This window comes from Chlorobium phaeovibrioides (assembly GCF_003968655.1).
GTDB classification, from domain to species: Bacteria; Bacteroidota; Chlorobiia; order Chlorobiales; family Chlorobiaceae; genus Chlorobium; species Chlorobium phaeovibrioides.
In genome coordinates, this window is sequence record NZ_RXYK01000001.1 from 299,329 (window position 1) to 321,784 (window position 22,456).

Annotated in this window: 20 protein-coding genes and 1 tRNA gene; 8 read left to right on the top strand and 13 right to left on the bottom strand. The window is 51.3% G+C overall.

Translation table 11 applies throughout. From position 1 onward, the window contains the following. Positions 1-8 precede the first annotated feature (8 nt). From EKD02_RS01365 to truA, 3 genes are all read right to left on the bottom strand, one after another. On the bottom strand, positions 9-1,199 hold the full coding sequence (locus EKD02_RS01365) for an ArsA family ATPase (protein WP_126383452.1): 1,191 nt from the start codon (positions 1,197-1,199) through the stop codon (positions 9-11). Positions 1,200-1,344: 145 nt separating this feature from the next. Further along, a complete protein-coding gene (locus EKD02_RS01370; protein WP_225739459.1) occupies positions 1,345-2,823 on the bottom strand; it encodes a lytic transglycosylase domain-containing protein in 1,479 nt (492 codons plus the stop codon). A gap of 86 nt (positions 2,824-2,909) precedes the next feature. Next, on the bottom strand, positions 2,910-3,641 hold the full coding sequence (gene truA / locus EKD02_RS01375; RefSeq protein WP_126383456.1) for a tRNA pseudouridine(38-40) synthase TruA: 732 nt from the start codon (positions 3,639-3,641) through the stop codon (positions 2,910-2,912). 79 nt (positions 3,642-3,720) lie between these two features. Between truA and EKD02_RS01380 the strand changes: the two genes are divergently transcribed. From EKD02_RS01380 to cfa, 8 genes are all read left to right on the top strand, one after another. Further along, a complete protein-coding gene (locus tag EKD02_RS01380; protein ID WP_126383458.1) occupies positions 3,721-5,631 on the top strand; it encodes an alpha-amylase family protein in 1,911 nt (636 codons plus the stop codon). A gap of 97 nt (positions 5,632-5,728) precedes the next feature. Next, positions 5,729-6,640 (top strand): PfkB family carbohydrate kinase, encoded by a 912-nt coding sequence (locus EKD02_RS01385; protein WP_011890019.1) that lies wholly within the window; start codon positions 5,729-5,731, stop codon positions 6,638-6,640. Positions 6,641-6,703: 63 nt separating this feature from the next. After that, positions 6,704-8,461, top strand: a complete 1,758-nt coding sequence (locus tag EKD02_RS01390; RefSeq protein WP_011890018.1) for a sodium:solute symporter family protein — start codon at positions 6,704-6,706, stop codon at positions 8,459-8,461. 17 nt (positions 8,462-8,478) lie between these two features. Then, the gene (locus tag EKD02_RS01395; protein WP_126383460.1) at positions 8,479-9,060 is read left to right on the top strand and encodes a Maf family protein; all 582 of its coding nucleotides are present in this window, start codon (positions 8,479-8,481) and stop codon (positions 9,058-9,060) included. Positions 9,061-9,065: 5 nt separating this feature from the next. Then, complete coding sequence (miaA, locus tag EKD02_RS01400; protein ID WP_126383462.1) at positions 9,066-9,995, top strand: tRNA (adenosine(37)-N6)-dimethylallyltransferase MiaA; 930 nt, start codon at positions 9,066-9,068, stop codon at positions 9,993-9,995. Positions 9,996-10,101: 106 nt separating this feature from the next. Then, positions 10,102-11,097, top strand: a complete 996-nt coding sequence (locus tag EKD02_RS01405; RefSeq protein ID WP_244924379.1) for a DUF481 domain-containing protein — start codon at positions 10,102-10,104, stop codon at positions 11,095-11,097. A gap of 160 nt (positions 11,098-11,257) precedes the next feature. Then, positions 11,258-11,821: an STAS domain-containing protein gene (locus tag EKD02_RS01410; protein ID WP_126342390.1), complete on the top strand. Its 564-nt coding sequence runs from the start codon at positions 11,258-11,260 to the stop codon at positions 11,819-11,821. Between the two features lie 93 nt (positions 11,822-11,914). After that, positions 11,915-13,033, top strand: coding sequence for a cyclopropane fatty acyl phospholipid synthase (gene cfa, locus EKD02_RS01415; RefSeq protein WP_126383464.1), 1,119 nt, complete (start codon positions 11,915-11,917; stop codon positions 13,031-13,033). A 12-nt stretch (positions 13,034-13,045) separates the two neighbouring features. Here cfa and EKD02_RS01420 read toward each other — a convergent pair whose 3' ends face one another. The 10 genes from EKD02_RS01420 to EKD02_RS01465 form a co-directional block, all read right to left on the bottom strand. Then, positions 13,046-14,335, bottom strand: coding sequence for an exo-beta-N-acetylmuramidase NamZ family protein (locus EKD02_RS01420; protein ID WP_126383466.1), 1,290 nt, complete (start codon positions 14,333-14,335; stop codon positions 13,046-13,048). Between the two features lie 65 nt (positions 14,336-14,400). Beyond that, positions 14,401-14,473, bottom strand: a tRNA-Met gene (locus EKD02_RS01425). Between the two features lie 46 nt (positions 14,474-14,519). After that, complete coding sequence (gene metG, locus EKD02_RS01430; RefSeq protein WP_126383468.1) at positions 14,520-16,628, bottom strand: methionine--tRNA ligase; 2,109 nt, start codon at positions 16,626-16,628, stop codon at positions 14,520-14,522. A gap of 34 nt (positions 16,629-16,662) precedes the next feature. Beyond that, the gene (locus EKD02_RS01435; protein WP_126342398.1) at positions 16,663-17,640 is read right to left on the bottom strand and encodes a PSP1 domain-containing protein; all 978 of its coding nucleotides are present in this window, start codon (positions 17,638-17,640) and stop codon (positions 16,663-16,665) included. Positions 17,641-17,658: 18 nt separating this feature from the next. Continuing rightward, the gene (locus EKD02_RS01440; RefSeq protein ID WP_011890009.1) at positions 17,659-18,450 is read right to left on the bottom strand and encodes a lysophospholipid acyltransferase family protein; all 792 of its coding nucleotides are present in this window, start codon (positions 18,448-18,450) and stop codon (positions 17,659-17,661) included. Between the two features lie 12 nt (positions 18,451-18,462). Beyond that, a complete protein-coding gene (locus EKD02_RS01445) occupies positions 18,463-19,671 on the bottom strand; it encodes a pyridoxal phosphate-dependent aminotransferase (RefSeq protein ID WP_011890008.1) in 1,209 nt (402 codons plus the stop codon). Positions 19,672-19,715: 44 nt separating this feature from the next. Further along, on the bottom strand, positions 19,716-20,228 hold the full coding sequence (gene coaD, locus EKD02_RS01450) for a pantetheine-phosphate adenylyltransferase (RefSeq protein ID WP_011890007.1): 513 nt from the start codon (positions 20,226-20,228) through the stop codon (positions 19,716-19,718). Continuing rightward, positions 20,212-20,778 (bottom strand): 16S rRNA (guanine(966)-N(2))-methyltransferase RsmD, encoded by a 567-nt coding sequence (gene rsmD, locus EKD02_RS01455; RefSeq protein WP_126383470.1) that lies wholly within the window; start codon positions 20,776-20,778, stop codon positions 20,212-20,214. The genes coaD and rsmD overlap by 17 nt, the downstream gene beginning before the upstream one ends. 15 nt (positions 20,779-20,793) lie before the next feature. Further along, positions 20,794-21,705: a transketolase gene (locus EKD02_RS01460; protein WP_011890005.1), complete on the bottom strand. Its 912-nt coding sequence runs from the start codon at positions 21,703-21,705 to the stop codon at positions 20,794-20,796. 88 nt (positions 21,706-21,793) lie between these two features. Continuing rightward, a complete protein-coding gene (locus tag EKD02_RS01465) occupies positions 21,794-22,438 on the bottom strand; it encodes a DedA family protein (protein WP_126383472.1) in 645 nt (214 codons plus the stop codon). Positions 22,439-22,456: the final 18 nt, after the last annotated feature.

Here is a 22,456-nt window from a genome sequence, read left to right on the forward strand (position 1 = left end):
AAAACAGATCAGTGTTTGCGCTCAAAATCAATGTTGAGCCATTTGTCTTCAAATGATGCCCCTGTTGATTCCATCCCTGCAAGGAAAATCGGCAATGCAACAATTTTCTGATAATCGCCAATACGGATGGTAAGATCATCGCCGAGCTTGAGAATTTTCGGCTCCATACCCATATGATCAATGAAGGGAAGACGAACACGAACAGTGTAATGGCCTTCCGACACCTTTTTGATGTCAATGGGATTCTCCTTGAACATGATATCAAGAGGATTCTTATCGCCATAGACTTTTGCACCAACCTTGCGAAGCATATCAAGACCAACCACCTCACCCTCGAAAAGCGGGACCTCGGCAATCGGAATCGGTGCAAATGCATCCTGAATCTGTTCAATATATTTCTGCTGAATGGCGCGCCATTTCTGGAAATATGTATCACTGCTCTGATCGGGCATGACGCGGTTGATTGTAATGCTGTCAACCGTAATACCATACAGGTTGAGATAGGTAAGAGCCCGCATGGACTCCTTGATAACCATCTTTTCAGGGTTCATGACAAGACGGACCGTAGATTTGCTTCCATCAGCAAGCAGATCAATAATTCCTTCCGTTGAAGAAAAGAGGTTGTCGACCTTCTCATACACCTCTTCAGGAGCCACGAAATCGTCAATCTTCTTGATTTTCTTGGAAAGCGGCCTGATGACCGGCTTCACCATGTATTTCTCAACATTGCGGATAAGTTTGATGAACCAGCCGAATGTTTCAGGCAGCGAAAGCAGGCGGAGAGTTTCTCCGGTAGGAGCGCAGTCAACAACTAAAAGGTCGAAATCAGCCTGTTCTTCGTTATAGCGTTTGATATAAGAGAGTGAGAAAAGCTCTTCCATGCCGGGCAGAACACCCATCTCTTCAGCATAGACTCCTTCAATTCCACGAGACTCCATCAGTGAAGCAAAATGCTCTCTGACAACATCCCAGTTCAGGTTGAGATCGCCAAAAACACTGACCTCCTGACCCCAGAGATTTTCAGTGATCTTGACAGGTGATGGGCCGAGCTGAACATCAAGAGAGTCGCCAAGGCTGTGTGCCGGATCAGTAGACATAATGAGTGTCTTGAAACCCAGGTCAGCTGCTTTGAGGGCCGTTGCGGCAGCTACAGAAGTTTTGCCCACGCCACCCTTTCCAGTAAAAATGATATTACGCATACGATTTAATGATTCTCGATTAAAGAATTATTGAAAAGCTCCCCATTGATCTCCGATCATTCGATCAACCTGAAAAGGATTAAGATAATAAATAATCCAATAAGTGGACATGACGCGTCCAACTATTCCTTAGCCGGGGAAAATGCTATGGGGCAGTAACGCGAAGCTTCTGGCCCGGATAAATCACTTTTTTCCCTCTCAGCCTGTTCCATGAGGCAAGCCTTGCCATGCTTACCCTGTACTTTCTGGCTATCTTGCCGAGGGTCTCCCCGCGGCGGACCCTGTGGTATTTCACCACAACTCCTTTTTTCACCAGAAGCCCCCCACCGGAAACCTTTTCGATTTTGAGAATCTGACCGGGAAAAAGTGAGGCGGGGGAACCGAGACCATTCAACTCCATCAACCGTCCCTCTGTCGTGTCATGCCGACGGGCAATCACGGCAAGTGTTTCTCCCCTTTTCACCTTGTAGGAAAGAAGGCGGGGCGCAACAGCAACAAAAGAGACCCTGATGCTGTCAGGAGTGACACTCTCTGCAACCGCTGAACTGTCAGGCACCGGAATGGAAAGGGCGTCATAGAGCCGCGTTTCAACAGCGGCGAATAGAGCGGCATGATGCTTAGGAAGTCGCAGCTCATAGGGAGAGTCAACGGATGAAGGGATAATGCCGTGCGTATACTGCGGATTGAGAAACCTGAGATCTTCCACGGAAATGCCGACAGCAGCACTGATGCGTTCAAAAGAGAGAGGACGCATGACGCTGACATTTTCTATATCCTGATAGAGATACCCGGGGCGGAGCGGAAGAAGGTTGTGTTCCTGGTGATAGTTCATGATGTAGTTGACCGCAATGAACGCCGGAACATAGCCACGGGTTTCGGCTGGCAGATACCTCCAGATGGCCCAGTAATCTTTTCCGCCCCGCGACCGCCGAATTGCACGATTCACATTCCCGGAACCGGAATTGTATGCAGCAAGGGCGAGAAACCAGTCCCCATAGCGGTCATACAGATCGCGAAGATGCCTTGCGGCAGCCATTGAGGCTTTGCGCGGATCAAACCGGTCTTCAATGAATGCCGATGACTCAAGGCCATACATCTTCCCCGTCGGGTACATGAACTGCCAGAGCCCCCGTGCACCAGCACGGGACACTGCCGTTGGATTAAGGGCCGACTCAACAATGGCGAGATACTTCATTTCCGGAGGAACCCCATAAATGGCAAGCGCCTCCTCAAAAAGAGGGAAATAAACCTCTCTCAATCCAAGAATCTTGGCGGTTGCAAGCCGCTTGTCAACCGCATAGACCCTGATGAATCCGTTCACATACTTGTTGTATGTCAGTTCGAACCGGGTTCTGCTGTTCAGTTCGGCAATTCGTGCCGTATAGACCGAATCATTGTACTGGGGAACAAAAGTTGATGGGAACCCCGGCATTGCTGATTTCCCCGAAGGAGATGCAAAATGTTCGTCACTGAAATATGTGGCGTTCATAAGGCTGTCGAGCGATTGCGACAGGGACGCACTGCTGAATACCACACTGGGCGCTGCATTTTCAGCAGCAGATATGTTCCGCAACGGAATACACGCAAACAGGAACGCAACACAGATACATCTGAAAAATGACATGAAAATCCTGTTGTTCAGAGATGAAACCAACATAAACACCCTTCCCGACTATTGCAACAGAGAACGCCCCGGGGGTATGACGCCGGTCAATATCGAACCCGCCAGAGAAAGAGCCCGGAAGCAACAGCAGGCTTAACCCTCATCCCTCCGCCTCCTCCACCAAGCATTCCGAGATACTCCTCCGGGTCAAGCTCACCCCGTCCCGCGCTGAGCATTCCACCGACAATACCGCGAACCATACTCCTGAGAAACCGGTTTGCCGCTATATGAAAAACCATCACCCCTTTATGCCGGTACCATCCCGCCTCACGAACCGTGCAGAGACTCCCGTTTCCATCCCGGTCTTCTCTCGAAAAAAGGGAAAAATCATGAGTCCCCCGAAGACCAGACGAGAGATGCTGCATGAGAGCAAAATCAACATCTCCATGTGAACATCCGGTATAACGCCCCATCAAGGCCGAGGGCTCAGGAATGGCAAAATAACGATACTGCCGCTCCAATGCACTGAATCTGGCGTGAAAATCGTCCGGTACAAGCTGCGACGAAGGTATGCATATGGATGAAGGGAGAAGGCAGTTGAGAGAGTGGCGGATTCTTGAATGCTCAAGTGGTGAACGGGTAGAAAAATTCACCACCTGCCCCCGTGCATGAACCCCCCTGTCAGTCCGGCCAGCTGCAGCAAGATTGATTTTTTCCTGCAGAATCTCACTGAGCACAGCCTCAATCTCACCCTGCACCGTCACTATGCCGTTCGGCTGCCGCTGCCAGCCAGCATAGGAAGTTCCGTCATATTCAACATCCAGTCTGATATTAGGCATCTGAAATGTTACATTTGTATCCATCCGACCATTCGGCTGAAAAATTCATGACACTAATATATTGACAGTTTACCCCAATATGGAAACGACTTCCACAATAGAGCTTCTCCTCAACCGTCTGAAGGCATTGCAGAGTTCAGCTGCCAGCTATCTCGTACCAAACATATGGAATTCAGAAGAAACAGGGGCCTCGCTCCAATCGCCTGCCCCCTGGTTCATCGGACGCATAGAAGAAATTCTGCAGACCGGATCATCAACACCAGCCGCTACCTTCCCTGAAAACTGGCAAAAGGATACCGTCGTCTACAACCTTTTTGTACGATTCGGGACAGCATTTGACCATAACGGCGACGGAAGCATCTCCGAAAAGCCTTTGCCAGAAGGCTTCCGTGAAACCGGGACACTTCTGAAAGCGATTGCTCTTTTACCCTACATAAAAAAACTGGGAGCAAACACCGTCTACCTCCTGCCGCTGACCGAAATCGGTACGGCCAACAGGAAAGGCTCGCTCGGATCCCCATACGCCATAAAAGACCCGATGAAGCTGGACCCGATGCTGGCTGAACCCGCACTCGACCTTTCACCGGAAATTCTATTGAAAGCATTTGTTGAAGCAGCTCATCTTCTTGGAATGCGTGTTGTCCTTGAATTTGTATTCCGCACGGCCGCCACTGACAGCAACTGGATAGAAAAGCACCCCGACTGGTTCTACTGGCTGAAAAACGATGTGCCGCAATCTTCATACGGCCCTCCGCAGTTTGATCAGGATACCCTCACACGCATCTTTTCGCAGGTGGACCGACACGAGCTCGCCTACCTTCCCGCACCCACTGAGGCCTTTAAGGAGCAGTTTGCCCCCCACCCGGTCACAGTCACAAAAACCAATGAAGGCATTCAGGCAACCGATGCCAATGGAGAAGCCTGCAGAATAGCAAGTGCATTCTCCGACTGGCCGCCAGATGACCGCCAGCCGGCATGGACTGATGTAACCTACCTGAAAATGCACAGGCCTGAAGAGTTCAACTACATCGCCTACAACACCATCCGGATGTACGATGAGGCACTCAACGATCCCGAATCCTTCAATACCGGTCTCTGGAATGAAATTTCTTCCATCATTCCCCGCTTTCAGGAGGAATACGGAATTGATGGCGCCATGATGGACATGGGCCACGCCCTGCCTCCTCTGCTCAAAAAAAACATTGTTGAAAAAGCCAGGGCAACACGCCCTGACTTCCTGTTCTGGGACGAAAACTTCAACCCAACCTCTGAAATCAGGGATGAAGGATTCAACGCCGTGTTCGGCTCCCTGCCCTTTGTCATCAATGACATCATCTATATCCGCGGACTTCTCAACTTTCTCAACAAAACAGGGGTCGCCCTGCCATTCTTCGGTACGGGTGAAAACCACAACACACCCAGAGTTCCATTCCGCTTCCCGAAAGAAGCAGCCGGACGCAACTACTCAGCCTTCATTTTCACCCTCGCAGCCATACTGCCAACACTTCCCTTCATCCAATCAGGCATGGAAGTCAGCGAATGGCATCCTGTGAACCTCGGCCTGAACTTCACCGATGAAGACCGGACAAACTTTCCGCCTGAAACGCTCCCCCTCTTCAGCCCGGCAGCCATTGACTGGAAGGAGACCAACACTCTCCCGCCGCTCACCAGCTACATTCAGAAAATCATCGCCATCCGCAGTCAATACCTTGACATCATTCTCTCTGGAGAAGCCGGCTCCATAGGAATTCCCTATGTCAGTCATGAGCAGCTTTTCGCCATCAAAAGAACTGCCGAAGGGCGTTCACTGCTCTTCATCGGCAACAGCAACATGCACGAACCCATAACAGGAGGGCTGGAATTCGGAATGAAAACAGGCGTGCTTGAAGACCTCATCAGCCGAAAACCGCATTCCATTGTCAACCATAGGCTTGAGGCAACATTCCAGCCTGGTGAATGCATGCTTTTTCTTCTCCCAACGGAAAACTGAACGGCGATTGAAAAGAAATTGCTGTAAATCGTATCTTGTTTGGCGCAATAACCATCTTCATCCGATTCAATTCAACACCGTAAACCCTTATTCAACCATGGCCATACTCATTGTCGGCTCTCTTGCATTTGACGATATCGAAACCCCCTTCGGCAGTTCCATGAACACCCTTGGAGGATCGTCAACCTACATCGCTCTTTCAGCAAGCTATTTTTCCGACGCCATACAGATGGTAGGCGTGGTTGGATCCGACTTTGAAGAGAGCCACTTCAAGCTCCTGCACAACAGAAATATCGATACCAAAGGCGTTCAGGTGGTCGAAGAAGGCAAAACCTTCCGCTGGGCAGGCCGCTACCACTACGACATGAACACCCGTGATACGCTTGACACCCAGCTCAATGTATTTGCTGATTTTGATCCCCGCGTACCTCAGCGCTATCAGGACACAGGCATTGTTGTTCTCGGCAACATCGACCCTGAACTGCAGATGAAGGTGCTGGACCAGATCCAGAAACCCGAAATGGTCATTCTCGACACAATGAACTTCTGGATTGAGGGAAAACCAGAAGCGCTGAAGAAAACCCTGAGCCGCGTCGATGTCTTCATTCTTAACGACAGCGAAGCACGCCTGCTCAGCGGTGATCCCAATCTGGTCAAATCAGCCCGTATCATCCGCGAAATGGGCCCCAAAACGCTCATCATCAAAAAAGGCGAACATGGAGCGCTCCTTTTTACAGACAACGGCATCTTCGCCGCCCCCGCATTTCCGCTTGAATCAATCTTTGACCCCACCGGAGCAGGCGATACCTTTGCAGGAGGCTTCATAGGCCACCTCTCACGCTGCGAAACAGTCAACGACACAGAGCTCCGCAAAGCCGTTCTCTATGGCAGCGCCATGGCCAGCTTCTGCGTCGAGAAATTCGGCACAGAAAAAATTGCAGACCTCACCATGCTCGACATTGAAGACCGTTACGACAGCTTCCTCGAACTCTCCAGAATCGAGTGCTGAGACCATCCACCGGCATTCATCACATGAACCCGGGGGCACCCACCCCCGGATTCCACAGAGACTATGAACGCACTCAACATCCTCGACTACAGCTTCATCTTCGGCTACCTTCTCCTGACGCTTTTCATCGGTCTCTGGTTTTCAAAGAGAGCCAGTGAAAATGTTGGTGAGTTCTTCCTTTCGGGCCGCAAACTCCCCTGGTGGATAGCGGGAACCGGCATGGTGGCCACCACCTTCGCTGCTGACACTCCGCTTGCCGTCACAGGATTCGTAGCCAAACATGGCATAGCCGGTAACTGGGTCTGGTGGACTTTTGTCTCAGGAGGCATGCTGACCGTCTTCTTTTTCGCCCGTCTCTGGCGCCGCGCTGAAATCCTTACCGACCTTGAATTCATAGAACTCCGCTACAGCGGAAAAGCCGCGCGCTTTCTCAGAGGGTTCAAAGCGATCTACTTCGGCCTCTTCATCAACGCCGTCATCATCGGCTGGGTGAATCTGGCCATGTTCAAGATCATCAGCATCATGATGCCGGAACTCAACCCTCAATTGACCATCATAGCCCTCGTTCTTCTCACCACCTTTTACTCCGGGCTTTCAGGGCTCTGGGGCGTCTCAATCACCGACGCCGTGCAGTTTGTCATTGCCATTGTCGGGTGCGTCATCCTTGCTGTTCTGGCAGTCCGGTCTCCGGCAGTTGTCGACGCAGGCGGACTTCAGGCAGCACTTCCCCCATGGATGTTCGACTTCTTCCCCGCAATAAACAGCACAGGTCAGAATGGCGCCGGCGCCTTTGCCCTCCCTTTTGCATCCTTTGCCGCCATGGCTTTTGTGCAGTGGTGGGCCTCATGGTATCCCGGATCAGAACCCGGAGGGGGCGGATACATAGCACAGCGGATGATGAGCGCCAAAGACGAAAAGCACTCCCTGCTCGCCACCCTCTGGTTCACTGTGGCGCACTACTGCCTTCGCCCCTGGCCATGGATAATTGTTGCCCTGGCAAGCCTTGTCATGTTCCCCGACCTGCCCGTAGGCCAGAAAGAGGACGGCTTTGTCTATGTCATGCGCGATGTGCTCCCCCCGGGACTCAAGGGGCTCCTTATTGCGGCATTTCTTGCGGCCTACATGTCGACCCTCTCCACACACCTCAACTGGGGAACAAGCTACCTCATCAACGACTTTTACAAACGGTTCATCAAAACAGATGGTGATGCCCGGCACTATGTCAGGGTATCAAAACTCACCACAGCCCTAACGGCCGCCTTTGCCCTCTACATAACATTCTTCGTTCTCAGTACCATTACAGGCGCATGGGAGTTCCTTATCCAGTGCGGCGCCGGAACAGGATTTGTCCTCATCCTCCGCTGGTTCTGGTGGAGGCTCAACGCATGGAGTGAAATCACCTCCATGGTTGCTCCGTTCCTCGCATACGGTTACCTCAGCTTTTTCACTGATATTGTCTTTCCATCATCCATCTTCATTATCGTCGCCTTCACCATCGCCAGCACGCTTGCAGTCACTTTCCTCACCAAACCCTCCGATCGGGCTCACCTGGAAGCTTTCTACCGCACCACACGGGTTGGAGGCATTCTCTGGCAACCTGTAGCAAAGAATCTGCCCGAAGTAGAGGGCGACACAGGCTTCTTCCGCCTCTTTCTCGACTGGGCCCTTGGCATCATCATGGTCTACTCCATCCTGTTCGGCACCGGACGCATACTCTTCGGGGACCCCCTGCAGGGTTCGCTCTTCATACTGGCAGGAGCGCTTGCCGGCATCCTCATCTTCATGGACCTGAACCGCCGTGGATGGAGCAACCTCAACTGAAAAAAATCAAGAGCACCATGGCCTTTCCTCCAATCATTCTTGCCTCTCAATCGCCAAGACGCAAAGAGATTCTGCAGCTGAGCGGCCTTTCTTTCAGCACCGTAAGCATAGAAACACCAGAACACCTTGACCCGGCCGAAAGCATTGAATCGAATGTCCGGCGCATAGCAGAGGAAAAAGCAAAGGCTGCAATACAGAGCTTCCAGAACGACACGAGAGATCCGGTTCTGCTCGGAGCCGACACTGTTGTAGCTATAGACGGGCGTATTCTCGGCAAACCGGCCAATGCGGCTGAAGCACTCGAAATGCTCCTCCAGCTTCAGGGAAGAACCCACGAAGTGCATACTGGATTTGCGCTTCTCCAGAGAGCTCACCTCTACAGCGAATGCGCCACAACCGAAGTAACCCTGAACAAGATGACAGAGGAAGAGATACTGCACTACATCAACACCGCAGCTCCTTTCGACAAAGCAGGCTCATACGGCATTCAGGACCCTGTCATGGCCTGCTTCGTCTGCAGCATAACCGGTTGCTACTACAATGTTATGGGTCTTCCCCTCTCCCGTGTATGGATGGCACTTCAGAAATTGAGGAGCTGACGGCGATGCCGGCAAAGACAAAAGAACCCGCAGCACTGGTCATCACCGGCCCCACCGCATCCGGCAAATCAGCCCTCGCACACGAAGTTGCACTCAGAACCGGCGCTGAAATAATTTCAGCCGACTCCCGCCAGATTTACCGTGAACTCACCATCGGCTCAGCAAAGCCAACTCCTGAAATGCTTGGTGAAGTCCCCTACCACTTCATCAACGAAAAAACCATTGGCGAGCCCTACAGCGCAGGGGCATTCGCCACAGAATCACGAGCACGCATAGCCATGATCCGCAAGCGAGGCAACCCAGTCATCGTAGCAGGCGGCTCACCCCTCTACCTTCAGGGACTCATTGAAGGGTTCTCCGACCTCCCTCCAGCTGACCCGAAAATCCGCGAAAAGCTCCAAAAAGAACTCGCCGAACAAGGAAGCCGTGCCCTCTACAGAAAACTTCAGGACCTTGACCCTGAACGGGCGGCAACCCTCGACCACACAAAAACCCACCGCCTCATCCGTAACCTGGAAATCATAGAACTCATCGGAAAAAGCAGTACACCACCCTCACCAACTCCCGAAATGCAATTCCACGCTGTGGCACTCAATTTCCCGCGCGAAGAACTCTACCAGCGCATCAACCTGCGTGTCGAGGAAATGATGAGCGAGGGTCTCCTTCAGGAAGCAGAGGCTCTCCTGAAAAAATACCGTCCCGAAATCTCAAACCGTACACTGCCCGCACTCCTTACCGTCGGCTATCAGGAACTGTTCGACCACCTGGAGAGAAAAACCCCACTTGAGGGGGCCGTGACCCTCATACAACAGCACACCCGCAACTACGCCAAACGCCAGTTGACCTTTCTGCGCAACCGGATGCAGCTCAACTGGATTCAAGCGCCATTGACCGCTCAGGAACGCACTGAGCTCGCCGAAAGCCTTCTTTCTTGAGTGTCGAACTTTTTATTTGGCTTGCAGGAGAAAAGAAAGTAGGTTGCCCACCAACCCTAACCCTAACCACTGGCGGCCCTTCAGTAGCCTGAACAAGATCACTTGCATGAGTACCCGATTGACCCCCTTCAGTTTTTTTTCATTCGTTATTTCGACCATTCTGCTCATCACCATGCCGCACACGGCAATGGCCATTGATGAAATCATCTTCCACAATGGCGACAGGATCTCCGGTGCAGTGGTGCGGATGGACAAAAGCGTCCTCCAGCTCAAAACAGAGTATGCAGGAACTCTCTTCATTGCATGGGATTCCATCAGCGGAATATCCTCCGACTCCCCCATGCGAATACTCATGAAAGAGGGTGGCGCCAGAACAGTCATGAGCATCACTGCGGAAAACCGCAACTCCATACAGGCAATCAACCCCGAAGCATGGCAGACAGGGGATGGCCATCTTTTTAAGGGCGAAGCCGCAATGTCGCTGAATATTGACCGTGGCAACACCCGGCAGGAGGAGGCCGACCTTGATCTGGCCATGGAGTGGCGGCACCTCAACCATAGAATCAAGCTGCAGAGTGAGCTGGAGTATGATACCGCAGAAAACGAAAAAACAACCGACAGGTGGTTCATTCTTGCCAAATACGACAATATCGTCTCATCGCTCCGATACTACGGAGGCAAAGTCTCCTATAAAACGGACCGGATAGCCGATCTCAACCTTCGCCTGACGGCAGGGCCCTATCTGGGCATCCAGTTCATCAACAGACCAACAACTAAACTCAGCACCGAATTTGGTGTGGACGGAGTGAAGGAGTCTTTTGACGCGTTGCCCGAAAACACCTACCTTGCAGGATCCTGGTCGCTTGATTTCAGCCACACCATCATTGACGATGCGCTGCAGTTCTACCACCGTCAGAAAGGGCTGGCAAATGTCAACAACCTCAACGGCGTAGTTCTTGATACCTGGACCGGACTGAAAATCCCCATTCGTGGCGGGTTCAGTACCAGCGCTGAACTCAAAGCCGAATACAGTGGAGATGCACTGGCAGGCATTGATCCATGGGACCTTGCCTATCGTCTCAAATTCGGCTACCTCTGGTAACCGGAAGGAAGCATTATCGGGGCATAAAAAAAATTCTCAATGCCCTTTTTTTTTACCTATAATTGAAGTGGGCTGGTTCAACATCAAAAGGTTCATTTTTCACATCGCTGACAGAAAACAAGTTCGTAATCTCTTACAGGTTTTATCGTAGGAATTTACAATGAAGCATTCAGTATCGAATCGGAAAGAACTCACCATTCTTAAAATTGAAGAAGATGTTTTTGACTTTCGTCATGGGCCTTCGTACAGAAAAACTCTTGAAGACCTGATAGAGAATGGCAACACCCATCTCATCATCGATTTCTCAAAAGTAAAGGCAATTGACTCCTGCGGAATCAGCTCCATACTGCTGGCCCACAAACTCGCCAATACCGCTCATGGACTGGCCATTTTTGTGGCTCTCTGCCAGCAGATAAAAGACCTGCTGAAACTGACCTGCATTGACAAACAGCTCTATATTTTTTCCTCAATCAATGAAGTCGTCACATTGATTGAACCTGCCATGAAAAGCCGACGGGGCTCCAAAGGACACAGTAAAGCCCCTGCATTTGACCCTATTGAAGAGCTGGATGAAGAGATTGACCTGATTGAAGAGAACGGACTCTCAGACGATGCTTTTGATGAAGACTTTGATCCTGATGAGGATGTCAATGCAAAGAGTGCGACAATGAAAGCGACTGGCGAGAAAAAAAGAGGTCGCCCAAAAAAAACATCTAAAAAATAACCGCAACAGACAGTTGCCGCCCGCAAAGAGCGCCAATACAACGCGAAAAAGAACCGGTCTCCCCCAGAACAAACAACAAAAGGAGTTGTGAGTATGGGGGATTCATATTTCCGCCACCACCTGCAGCATCTGCTTGCCTCTGCCGGAGTCACTGTTGATGGACCCGAACCATGGGACATTTCCATCCATGACAACCGGTTTTACCGTCGTGTTCTGACTGAAGGCCATCTCGGTGTGGGCGAATCCTACATGGACGGCTGGTGGGACTCCCCCGCACTTGACGAGTTCTTCTACCGGGTGCTGCGCGCGGGGCTTGAACAAAAGGTATCAGGCCTGCCAAGGATCCTCAACGCGCTTGCCGGCAAACTTTTCAACCATCAGGGGATACACCGGTCTCTCAAGGTTGGAAAGACGCATTATGATATCGGCAACGATCTCTACCGCCTCATGCTTGACAGGCGAATGATCTACAGTTGTGGCTACTGGCACAATGCAGAAACGCTTGATGACGCACAGGAGAATAAACTGCGCCTGATATTCAGAAAACTTCAGCTGAAAGCTGGCATGAAGGTTCTCGATATTGGATGCGGATGGGGTGGAGCTGCACGGTTTGCAGCCGAGGAGTACGGAGCCGAAGTGACGGGAATCACCATATCAAAAGAACAGGCGCACTGGGCAGAAGACCACTGCAAGGAGCTTGCTGTGAACATCCGCCTTGAGGATTACAGGAAAGTATCAGGGCGGTATGACCGTATCTATTCCATCGGAATGTTTGAGCATGTCGGATACAAAAACTATCGCCGCTTTTTCCAAACGGTACGACACCTGCTTCAACCCGATGGGCTCTTCCTGTTGCACACCATTGGAAGCAACCGTTCAGACACAAATACCGACCCGTGGACAACCCGTTATATCTTTCCCAATTCCATGCTGCCTTCGGCAAAGCAGATTGCCGCTGCTGCGGAAGGGTTGATGATACTGGAAGACTGGCATTCATTCGGGCATGACTATTTCCATACGCTGAAAGCCTGGTATGAAAATGTGGAGAAAAACAGCGAATACATAGAAAAGCATTACGGCAGGCGTTTCATGAGAATGTGGCGCTATTACCTGCTGAGCTGTGCCGGCTCATTCCGCGGCCGCCATGTCCAGTTATGGCAGATTCTGTTTTCACCAAAAGGAATTGAAGGCTCCTGGCAGGTCCCGCATTGAATCCCGCCTCCCTCAGGGATACAGAAGCGCCGGAAGAAAACCTTCGCGGTTCTGCCTGCTCTCACTCATTATGCCTTCCAGAGAGGCCCCGCTCATGATCATCTCGCGCAACCGGGATGTTCCGGCAAGACGGTCAAAAAAAGCTTTGTGATGATCTATTCCAGCCTCTGAGGGGTAGTGGCAGTGAAGTGTCTGGAGAATGGCCACGCCGGTCATAAAAGCGTTGAATTCACGGCGGTTCGTAATGGAGAGCCTGACCCCGTTGCAACGCTTGCCCTTGAACTTGCTCGTCGTTGGGATAAATGAAACCGGGAAGAAACGAACACCCGGCAGATTCTCCTGGTTGAGGCTGGCGGCAATGCGTTCCGGATCAATGAACGGGGCTCCAAACTGTAAAAAGGGGGCATCCGTTCCTCGTCCTTCGCTTATCCGGGTGGCTTCAAGCAATACCGTTGCAGGGTAGACTATTGCAGTTTCCACGCTGCTGATGTTGGGTGAAGGGCTGCGAAAAGTGAAGCCGGGAAATTCGTCGCCGAAACGGTTGCGGCTCCATCCCTGCATGGAAATCACATGAAGATTGAGATCAGGGAAATGGCGCGCTTTGATGAGTTGAGCCAGTTCACCAAGCGTCATGGCGTGAATGAAAGGGATATCCTCCGCACCAACAAATGAAACCTGCCGGGGCTCCAGCATGAACCCACCCCTCGCAAGCGGAGCAATCGGGTTGGGGCGATCAAGCACCATGAAAGCTGTTCGGGTTTCACTGCACGCCTGCATAGCGTTTTTCATTGTTGACAGATAGGTGTAGCAACGAACTCCTACATCCTGAAGATCGAATATGAGAAGATCAATCTGCTGGAGAAGTGCAGCGTCAGGAATACGAGTGGATCCGTAGAGCGAATGTACTTGAAGATTGCCTGCGAGAATAGTCCCCTCAGCGCTCCTGCCGGCCTCAACATTTACAGCAAAGCCATGTTCGGGTGCCATGAGATACTGCAGCCTGACACCATGACGGAGCATCATGGCATATCCCGGCTCTCCCGTCCCTGTAGCAGCGGCCTCGTTGGTAATGAGCCCCACCCTTAGGCCGCTGAGCTCACTGCATCGTGAAACATCAAGACGGTCTATTCCACTGAGAAGCGGCTCAACCGCAAGTGCAGGAAAAGAGGCCGACCGGTCAGCAGCATGCAGCGAACATGGCAGGAAAAGGGGAAGAAGAAGAAGAAAAAAAAGAAAAGCAGGAGCAGGGAGTGAAGAACGACCTGAATTCTTTGCAATGAGTCGACAAAGACACTCAGTCATGAATGTCCCCGGGAAACCCAACGAAAAAAGCCGATTCTCATGGGGTGAGACCGGCTTTTTCTTTGTGGTGGGGACAGGACTTGAACCTGCAACCTTCGGGTTATGAGCCCGACGAGCTACCAATTGCTCCACCCCACGGTGTTTGTATTCACAATGTAGGGAATAATCAGCAACTTCCAAACATTTATTGTACAGAGCTGCCATTTATTTTCTCTCCCTGAGGTTCGACCATATAAAGTTTTCCCGCGTCTCCCTCTACGGCAAGCAGCATGCCTTCAGACACTTCGCCGCGAATGGTTCTCGGCGCAAGGTTGGCAACGAGGAGTACATTTTTCCCTACCATCTCTTCCGGGCTGTAGTGTTCAGCTACTCCGGCAAGCACCTGACGGGTTGTTGAACCAACCTGAAGCTGGAGCTTGAGAAGCTTTGAGGCTTTCTTGACTTTTTCAGCCGAGATGACACTGGCCGCCCTGAGATCCACTTTCTGGAAATCGTCAAACTCAATCAGGGGTTTGAATTCCATCTTCTCTGCTGTTGCTCCGGCTTCACGGGCCTGTGCTTCAGCAAGCAAATGCTCGATGTTGCGGAGTTCGGGTTCAATCATGGCGTCATCTATTTTTATAAAGAGAATTTCAGATGATCCCGAGAGGCGATGACCCTTGGGGAGGGCTGGCTCAACAAGGGACTGGAGCAGCGGCACTCCCCTCTTGAACAGGGATTCAATGGTGCCCTGAAAGCCCAGCATGGAATGAATGCGATTTGCGGTTTCCGGAAGAACTGGATAGAGGGCAATGGAAAGCGCATGGCAGAGATTGAGCGAAAGGGCCATTGTTCTGGCGGCACCGTCGCGGTCTTCTTTAATGGCTTTCCAGGGCTCGGCCCCGGTAAGGAAACGGTTGGCGGCACGGGCTATGTCCATTGCGGCTGAAACAGCCTCACGGAAATGGAACCCTTCAAAGGCCTCGTCAAGCTGACGGATGGTGTCGGCCCAGTTGATACCAAGGCTATCCCACTCCTCACAACTGCAGGCGTGGGGCACAATTCCCTCAAAACGGGAGTTGGTAAAATCAACTGAGCGCTTGATAAAGTTACCCAGCGTATCGGCAAGCTCACCGTTTGTACGGTTCTGAAAATCAGTCCAGCTGAAGTCACTGTCCTTGTTTTCAGGGTAGTTCATCGCAATGCTGTAGCGCAGGGCCTCAGCGGGAAACTTATCAAGAAATTCACCGAGATAGACCGCGTAGTTCCGTGACTTGGAAAACTTGCGGCCTTCAAAGTTCATGAACTCTGAGGCCGGCACATTGTCGGCAAGGTTGTATATGGAGTCGCTGCGGCCTTCATTCCATGCCATGAGTATGGCGGGAAGCATGAGAGTATGGAAAACGACATTGTCTTTACCGATGAAGTTGACAACCCGGGAGTCGGGATTCTGCCAATATTCCTTCCATCTGTCAGGCGAACCCTGAAGGGCGGCCCACTCTCTGGTAAAGGAGACATAGCCGAGTACAGCATCAAACCAGACATAAAGAACCTTCCCCTCTGCGTCCGGATCCTGGAGAGGCACCTTGATGCCCCAGCTCAAATCGCGTGTAATTGCCCGGTCGTTAAGCCCCTGGTTAAGCCAGGTTCTTGTGTAGTTCAGCACATTTGCCCGCCAGTCATCGTCATGACTGCCAACGAATGCTTCAAGCTGTTTCTGGAAACGCCCAAGTGGAAAGTACCAGTGGAGGGTTTCGCGAAGCTCGGGGGTAGCATCGGAAAGTTTACTCTTGGGGTTGATGAGCTCCAGTGGGCTCAAGTGAGTGCCACACTGTTCACACTGGTCACCATTAGCCTCTGTATTGCCGCAGATTGGGCAGGTACCCGTCACATACCGGTCGGAAAGGAATCGGCAGGCACTTGCGTCATAAAAGAGCTTTTCAGTTTTGCGCTCAAAGATCCCCTTCCCTTCTATTTCAAGAAAGAACTCCTGAGCCGTTTTATGGTGGAGCTCAGAAGAGGTTCTGCCATAATAATCAAAAGAAATACCGCATCTCTTGAAGGCCTCAAGGTTCATCGAATGATAGCGGTCGACAACATCCCGGGGAGTAATCCCCTCTTTTTCAGCAGTAATGGTAATGGGAACTCCGTGTTCGTCAGAACCGCCTATATGGATGACATCCTCTCCCTGAAGGCGCTTGTATCGGACAAAAAGATCGGCCGGGAGATAGACCCCGGCAAGATGGCCAAGATGAACAGGCCCATTGGCATAAGGAAGAGCTGTGGTGACGAGGGTTCGCTGGAACTGCGGCATGCGATTAAGGTTACGGATATTGAGTGGTCACTATTTATTTTTTGCGGGCAAAGAGGGCATTGAACCGCTCAAGTGAAAGCCTGCGTCTGCGTGAATCTTTGTCATAGAGTATGGAAACGCTCTTTCTGGTCCCGTCAACGCTATGAACAACTGCGGGACCATCGGGAGTGGAAAGACGGCTGCCAACCTGCGGCAAGCCGTTGCCGGACTGGTGAACTGTGCAGGAGTTTCCATTACCCGAAAATCCGAGACAGCATTTGGTTTTGTTGCATAGCCCTGTCATGTTGAACGCATTATTGTCATTGCCTGCCGAATCCAGATATTGAGCCTTGTCGGCAAACGGATTGGCATGAATTTTCTGCATCCAGGTTGAACAGCATATCTGGCACCCGCATGGTCCGGAAGCATTTGCGCGGCGGGCCTCTTCACGCGTTGTAATCTGCACCATCTGGATCCGTGCCTTGAATTCTCCGGCAAGATCACGCACAAGGTTCCTGAAATCCACCCTATGAAGCGATGTATAGTACACAGAGAGCTTCTGGCGATCCAGACGAAGCTCAACATCAACAAGCTTCAGTTCCAGTCCATGTCTTTTTATTTTTTCGCGGCATACCTCACGGATTTCATCCTGCTTTGTTTTAACCTCACCGATGCCAACCAGATCATCTTCACTCACAAGCCTCAGCACAACAGGAGCTGCCTCGGTTTTCCTATCGAGCCCCTTGATGAGATATTTTTTTCGGGCAATCAGCCCCGCAGTATAGACAACCCCAAAATCATAACCTCCGTCAGACTCAACAATAACCATCTGACCTACTTCCAGGGGAATGCCTGTAGTGTTACGGAAAAACTCACGAAGGCAGCCCGGAAGCTCAACCTCACAGATATCACCGATCATGTCGGATGTATCGTCTCCGTACAATGATGAACTTTCATTGTGAAGAAGCTGCGAAAGACGAAGCCTTACCCGGGCATTGTCACCTGAAAGACAACTGCAGACCACATTGCTCATACTCTTTTCTACACCCTGTTATTTTGGCCTTCTCCAAAAAAGCATCCTGCTCCTGATAGCCTCAACCCGACGGTTAATGGATGGCACTCCGGTGACGAGAGTCTCCGCATTGCCAAGCTGACGGCTTACAACCATCTCCTTCAATTCATCAAGATGCGATTCAGCCGTCTTTTCCATAATCTCCCTGAGAGAATCTTTGCCCGGGCAGGTGTCGGGCATGATTTTTACCGGAGCCTGAAATGAGAGAAAAAGCTCCGGCCTCTGATCATCAAGATATTCAATCCGGCTGACAACTGAAACAAGGTAAATTGCCGGACTTCGGGCAAGCACCCGGGAAACGATGGATGCTGTTCCGCCAAAAAAGCCCAGAGGCCGGCGGTCAACATGATGAATCTCGCCCTGAGGGAAAATCCATAAAGCGTTCTGCCGGATTGAAGGCTGTAGAAGGAGTTCTGCAGCATACTCAAGACTTCGGACTGCACTGCGGGCATTGCTGCGGAGAATGGAAAATGCGCCGATACGGGTAAAGAACCTGTGCTTACGAAGTTGAGGCTCTTCAATGGCAATGAACAGGTTCTGGTGAAAAAAATTTTCCGTGCAGAGCTGCGACCAGAAACCATCCCACCAATATGCGTGATTGGCATAAAAAACAACCGGGACGCCCCTCTCCATAAGAGGGGTTTGGGGATTCATGAAAACCCGGACCGAGTTGAAAAATCTTCTGAACTGGCGTCGTGAATACCATCCGAACCAGAGGGTATAGAGCCTGCTGCGGTTGACCTTCAACGCCTCTGAAGAGTCACGCTGCATAGGTGTCGCGCCTCAGGAAAAGGCTTTTCTTATACGATTGACCGCCTCCTGGAGCGAGGAGAGAGATGCCGCGTATGAGAGCCGAAGATTCTCGGGCGCACCGAAAGCATCACCAGGAACGGTGGCAACAAAGTGCTCCTTGAGAAGATATTCAGCCACATCCGCAGAATCATTCATGACCCTGCCGCCAAAAGTCTTGCCAATCACCCCCCTGATGGAGGGAAAAATGTAAAATGCACCTTCCGGAAGGGTGGCTTCAATACCGGGAATGCTGTTGAGCTCCCGATACATAAAGTCCCGCCGCTTTTCAAATTCAGCCCGGCGCTCTTCCACAATACTCTGATCACCCGTGAGAGCTGCTACGGCAGCCTTCTGGGCTATGGCATTGGGGTTGGAGGTTGTCTGCGACTGAATTTTGTCGCAGGCATCAATAATCCATTTGGGACCGGCGATATAGCCGATTCTCCAACCAGTCATGGCATAGGTTTTCGATACTCCATTGCTGACAATGGTCCAGTCTTTCATTGCCTCAACCCGGGCCGGTGAAAATGGCCGCACTCCACCGTACACAATCATATCATACATCTCATCGGAGAGAACAAAGATTTCACGCCCTTCAAGAACCTCCATAAGAGCCCTCACCTCCGACTCGCTGTATACGGCACCGGAAGGGTTTGAGGGTGAGTTGAGAACCAGCATTTTGGTGGCCGGGGTTATTGCTGCAAGCAGCAGTTCCGGAGTCATTTTGTAGTTGTTCTCAAGCGTCGTTTCAACCGTTACGGGAGTAGCACCGGCAAGACGGACCATTTCGGGAAAACTGACCCAATAAGGGGCGGGAACTATGACTTCGTCACCTTCCTGGCAAAGGGCAAGAAAGGTATTGGCCAGCGTCTGCTTCCCTCCGTTGCTTACCATGATCTGGTTTATGGGAAACTCCAGCCCGTTATCACGGCGGAACTTGGCCGCAATGGCCTGCTTCAGCTCCACAATACCCGAGTTTGCCGTGTAGCGGGTAAAGCCTGCGGATATAGCGGCAATACCGGCCCGGTTGACAAAATCCGGAGTCGGAAAGTCAGGCTCTCCAGCTGAAAGGCTGACAACATCAGCCCCATCAGCCTTCATGGAGTTTGCAAGAGCTGAAATACGCATGGTCTGTGATTCCTGCATGCTCTTGACCCTCTTGGTCAGGTATTTATCAGCCGGCGAAAGAGAAGTCGACATTGGGTATAGATATTTTCGTTACAAGAAAAATGAATTCGATGCCGTCATGAACAAGAGCCGGCAGCTTCTTCGCGCTTCCGGTCCAGCATTTTCAGCACCGTCGGATGAACAAACTTGCTGACATCACCACCAAGCATGCCGACTTCCCGTATGATTGATGAGGCAACATAGGTAAACTTGACATTAGGCATAAGAAACACCGTGGTGGCTTCAGGGTAAAGATGGCGATTGAGAAGTGAAAGCTGAAACTCATACTCAAAATCCTTGACCTGGCGTACCCCTCTGATGATGGCGGTTGCCCCTGCATTGCGGGCATAATCGGCAAGGAGTCCATCCTGGAGTACATCAACATGCACTCCATCAAGACCAGCCGTGATTTCCATAATCATCTCACGACGCTCCTGAAAGCTGAACAGTGTCTGCTTGCAGCTATTGACGGCAATAACCACCGTCACATCATCAAAAAGGGTAACGGCCCTTTCAAGAACATCGAAATGGCCGTTGGTAAAGGGGTCAAAAGTCCCGGGATAAATAGCCTTCTTAACTTTCAGAGTCATTGCAGGGGTGTTCTGGGTGCTGAAAAAATGTAACTCTCGTCATCCCGTAATCTTTGTGAAACCGGTAATACGGAGATGCTGTCAAGCCAAGTCGTGCGCTATGCTCAATAAGGAGAAATCCGTCCTCACTGAGGCCGCCCTCATCCATTATGCTCTCAATCAACCCGTTATAATCCTGCCATGAATAGGGAGGATCGCAGAAAACAAGATCAGCCTCACCGCTGTATCGGCACAAAAAAGCAGGCACATCTTCGTCAATTATGCTGACCTGATCTTCCAGAGCAAGCTCTCGGGCAGTCTCCCGAAGTGAACGGAGAGATTCGGGGTGACGGTCAACAAAAGTGACTGATGCCGCACCGCGACTGAGTGCCTCAAAACCAAGCGAACCAAACCCCGCAAACAGATCAAGAACCTTCGCTTCCTCAAAAGTAAACCTGTGCAGGAGTGTGTCAAAAAGGGACTTTTTGACACGGCTGCTGCAGGGACGGACATCCTGCGACGATGTCGTTCTTATTTTTCTGCCCCTGTATGCACCTGCGATTATCTGCACGCTGTGATTTTCTGCTTAAAAGTCTCCGTATGGGGTCTCCGAAAGAATCTCAAGCGCTTTTGCAGCATCCTCTTTTGATGGCGGTTTTCCGTGCCAGTTGGTATTGTCGGGCATGGTTCCCTCAAAAAACGGTACGCCCTTGCCCATAACTGTAACGGCCAGCACAACAGATGGCCTGTCGGAGGATCCGGCTGCCTTGATTTTCCCTATGGTTGCTATGAAATCCTCAATATCATTGCCATCGCAATGGTACACATCCCAGCCAAAAGACTTCCATTTATCGGCAAAAGGCTCAATTCCCATTACGCCGGATACCTCGCCATCAATCTGCTGATTGTTGAAGTCCACAATCCCGATGAGATTGCCAAGCCCGAAATGGGCCGCACTCATGGCCGCCTCCCATATCTGACCCTCCTGGCACTCACCATCCCCCATCAGGCAGAACACCCTGCCGTCACATTCGTCCATCTTCATCCCTTTGGCTGCGCCAACGGCAACTGAAAGACCCTGACCCAGGGATCCGCTGGCTATTCTGACGCCCGGAAGTCCTGATTCACAGGTAGGATGACCCTGCAGATAGGAGTTGATTTGGCGAAGTGTTGCAAGCTCCGCAATGGGAAAGTATCCCGACCGTGCCAGCACGCTGTACCATACGGGAGCAATGTGTCCGTTGGAAAGATAGAGAAGGTCCTGGCCATGATGGTCCCCGAAATCATGGGGGCGATGGTTCAGCACGCGAAAATAGAGGGCCGTGAAAATGTCCGCCATTCCAAGCGAGCCACCGGTATGGCCGGAGTTGGCAAGGGCAAGCATTCTGACAATATCGCGCCGTACCTGACGGGCCATGACTTTAAGGTCATCAAGAGTGGCAAGCTGGAGCAGCTCACCTTTTTTTTCTGCCGGATAGCGTTTCTGATCTTGTGCCATGGGGTTACTGCAGCTTTCAGTTGAAATGGATTGTTTCGGGAACAACAATTTTAAAGGTACAGGGCTCACTGGAAATAACAAAAAAAAGTCAATCTTCCCTTTGTTTTCTCCTCTTCATATAACGCCGTAGCGAAAAAATCAGCAGCAGAACAGTACCTGCGGTAACAGGAAGCGAAAAAAGTGTGGCATACCGGCCAATATGCTGCCAGTTGTCCCCCAGAAGTGCGCCTGAGTAGAGAAGAAGCACATTCCAGGCAAAAGCACTCACCGTTGCAGCACCCAGAACCCTCATCACCCTCAGGTGCATCAGACCGGCCATGATGGAAATGACCGCCCTTGACCCGAAAAGAAAACGGTTGAAAAGAACAGCAATATATCCGTGCGACGCATACTTCCGACGCAATGCAACCATGCTTGATGGAGGGAACAGCCTATAGGCGCCTCTTGAGAGCCAGTGTCTGGCTGTTGTTTCACCTTCGGCATAGAGCCTGATGCCAAAATGCCGGCTGAGAAGAAACAGAAGCATGAAACCGGCAGTTGAACCCAATGAGGCTGACACCAGTGCACCGGCAAAAGAGACCGGGCTCAAACTTATCAGCGAACCAATGAATGCAACCGGCAGATCTCCGGGAATGGGAGGGAAAACATTTTCGAGAAAAGCTATCAGAAAAAGAAAACCATACACGGCATTAGGGTCTGCCTGCTGAAGCCAAAGAAACGCAGCTTCAAACATAAGCCGCCCCCCGCATTG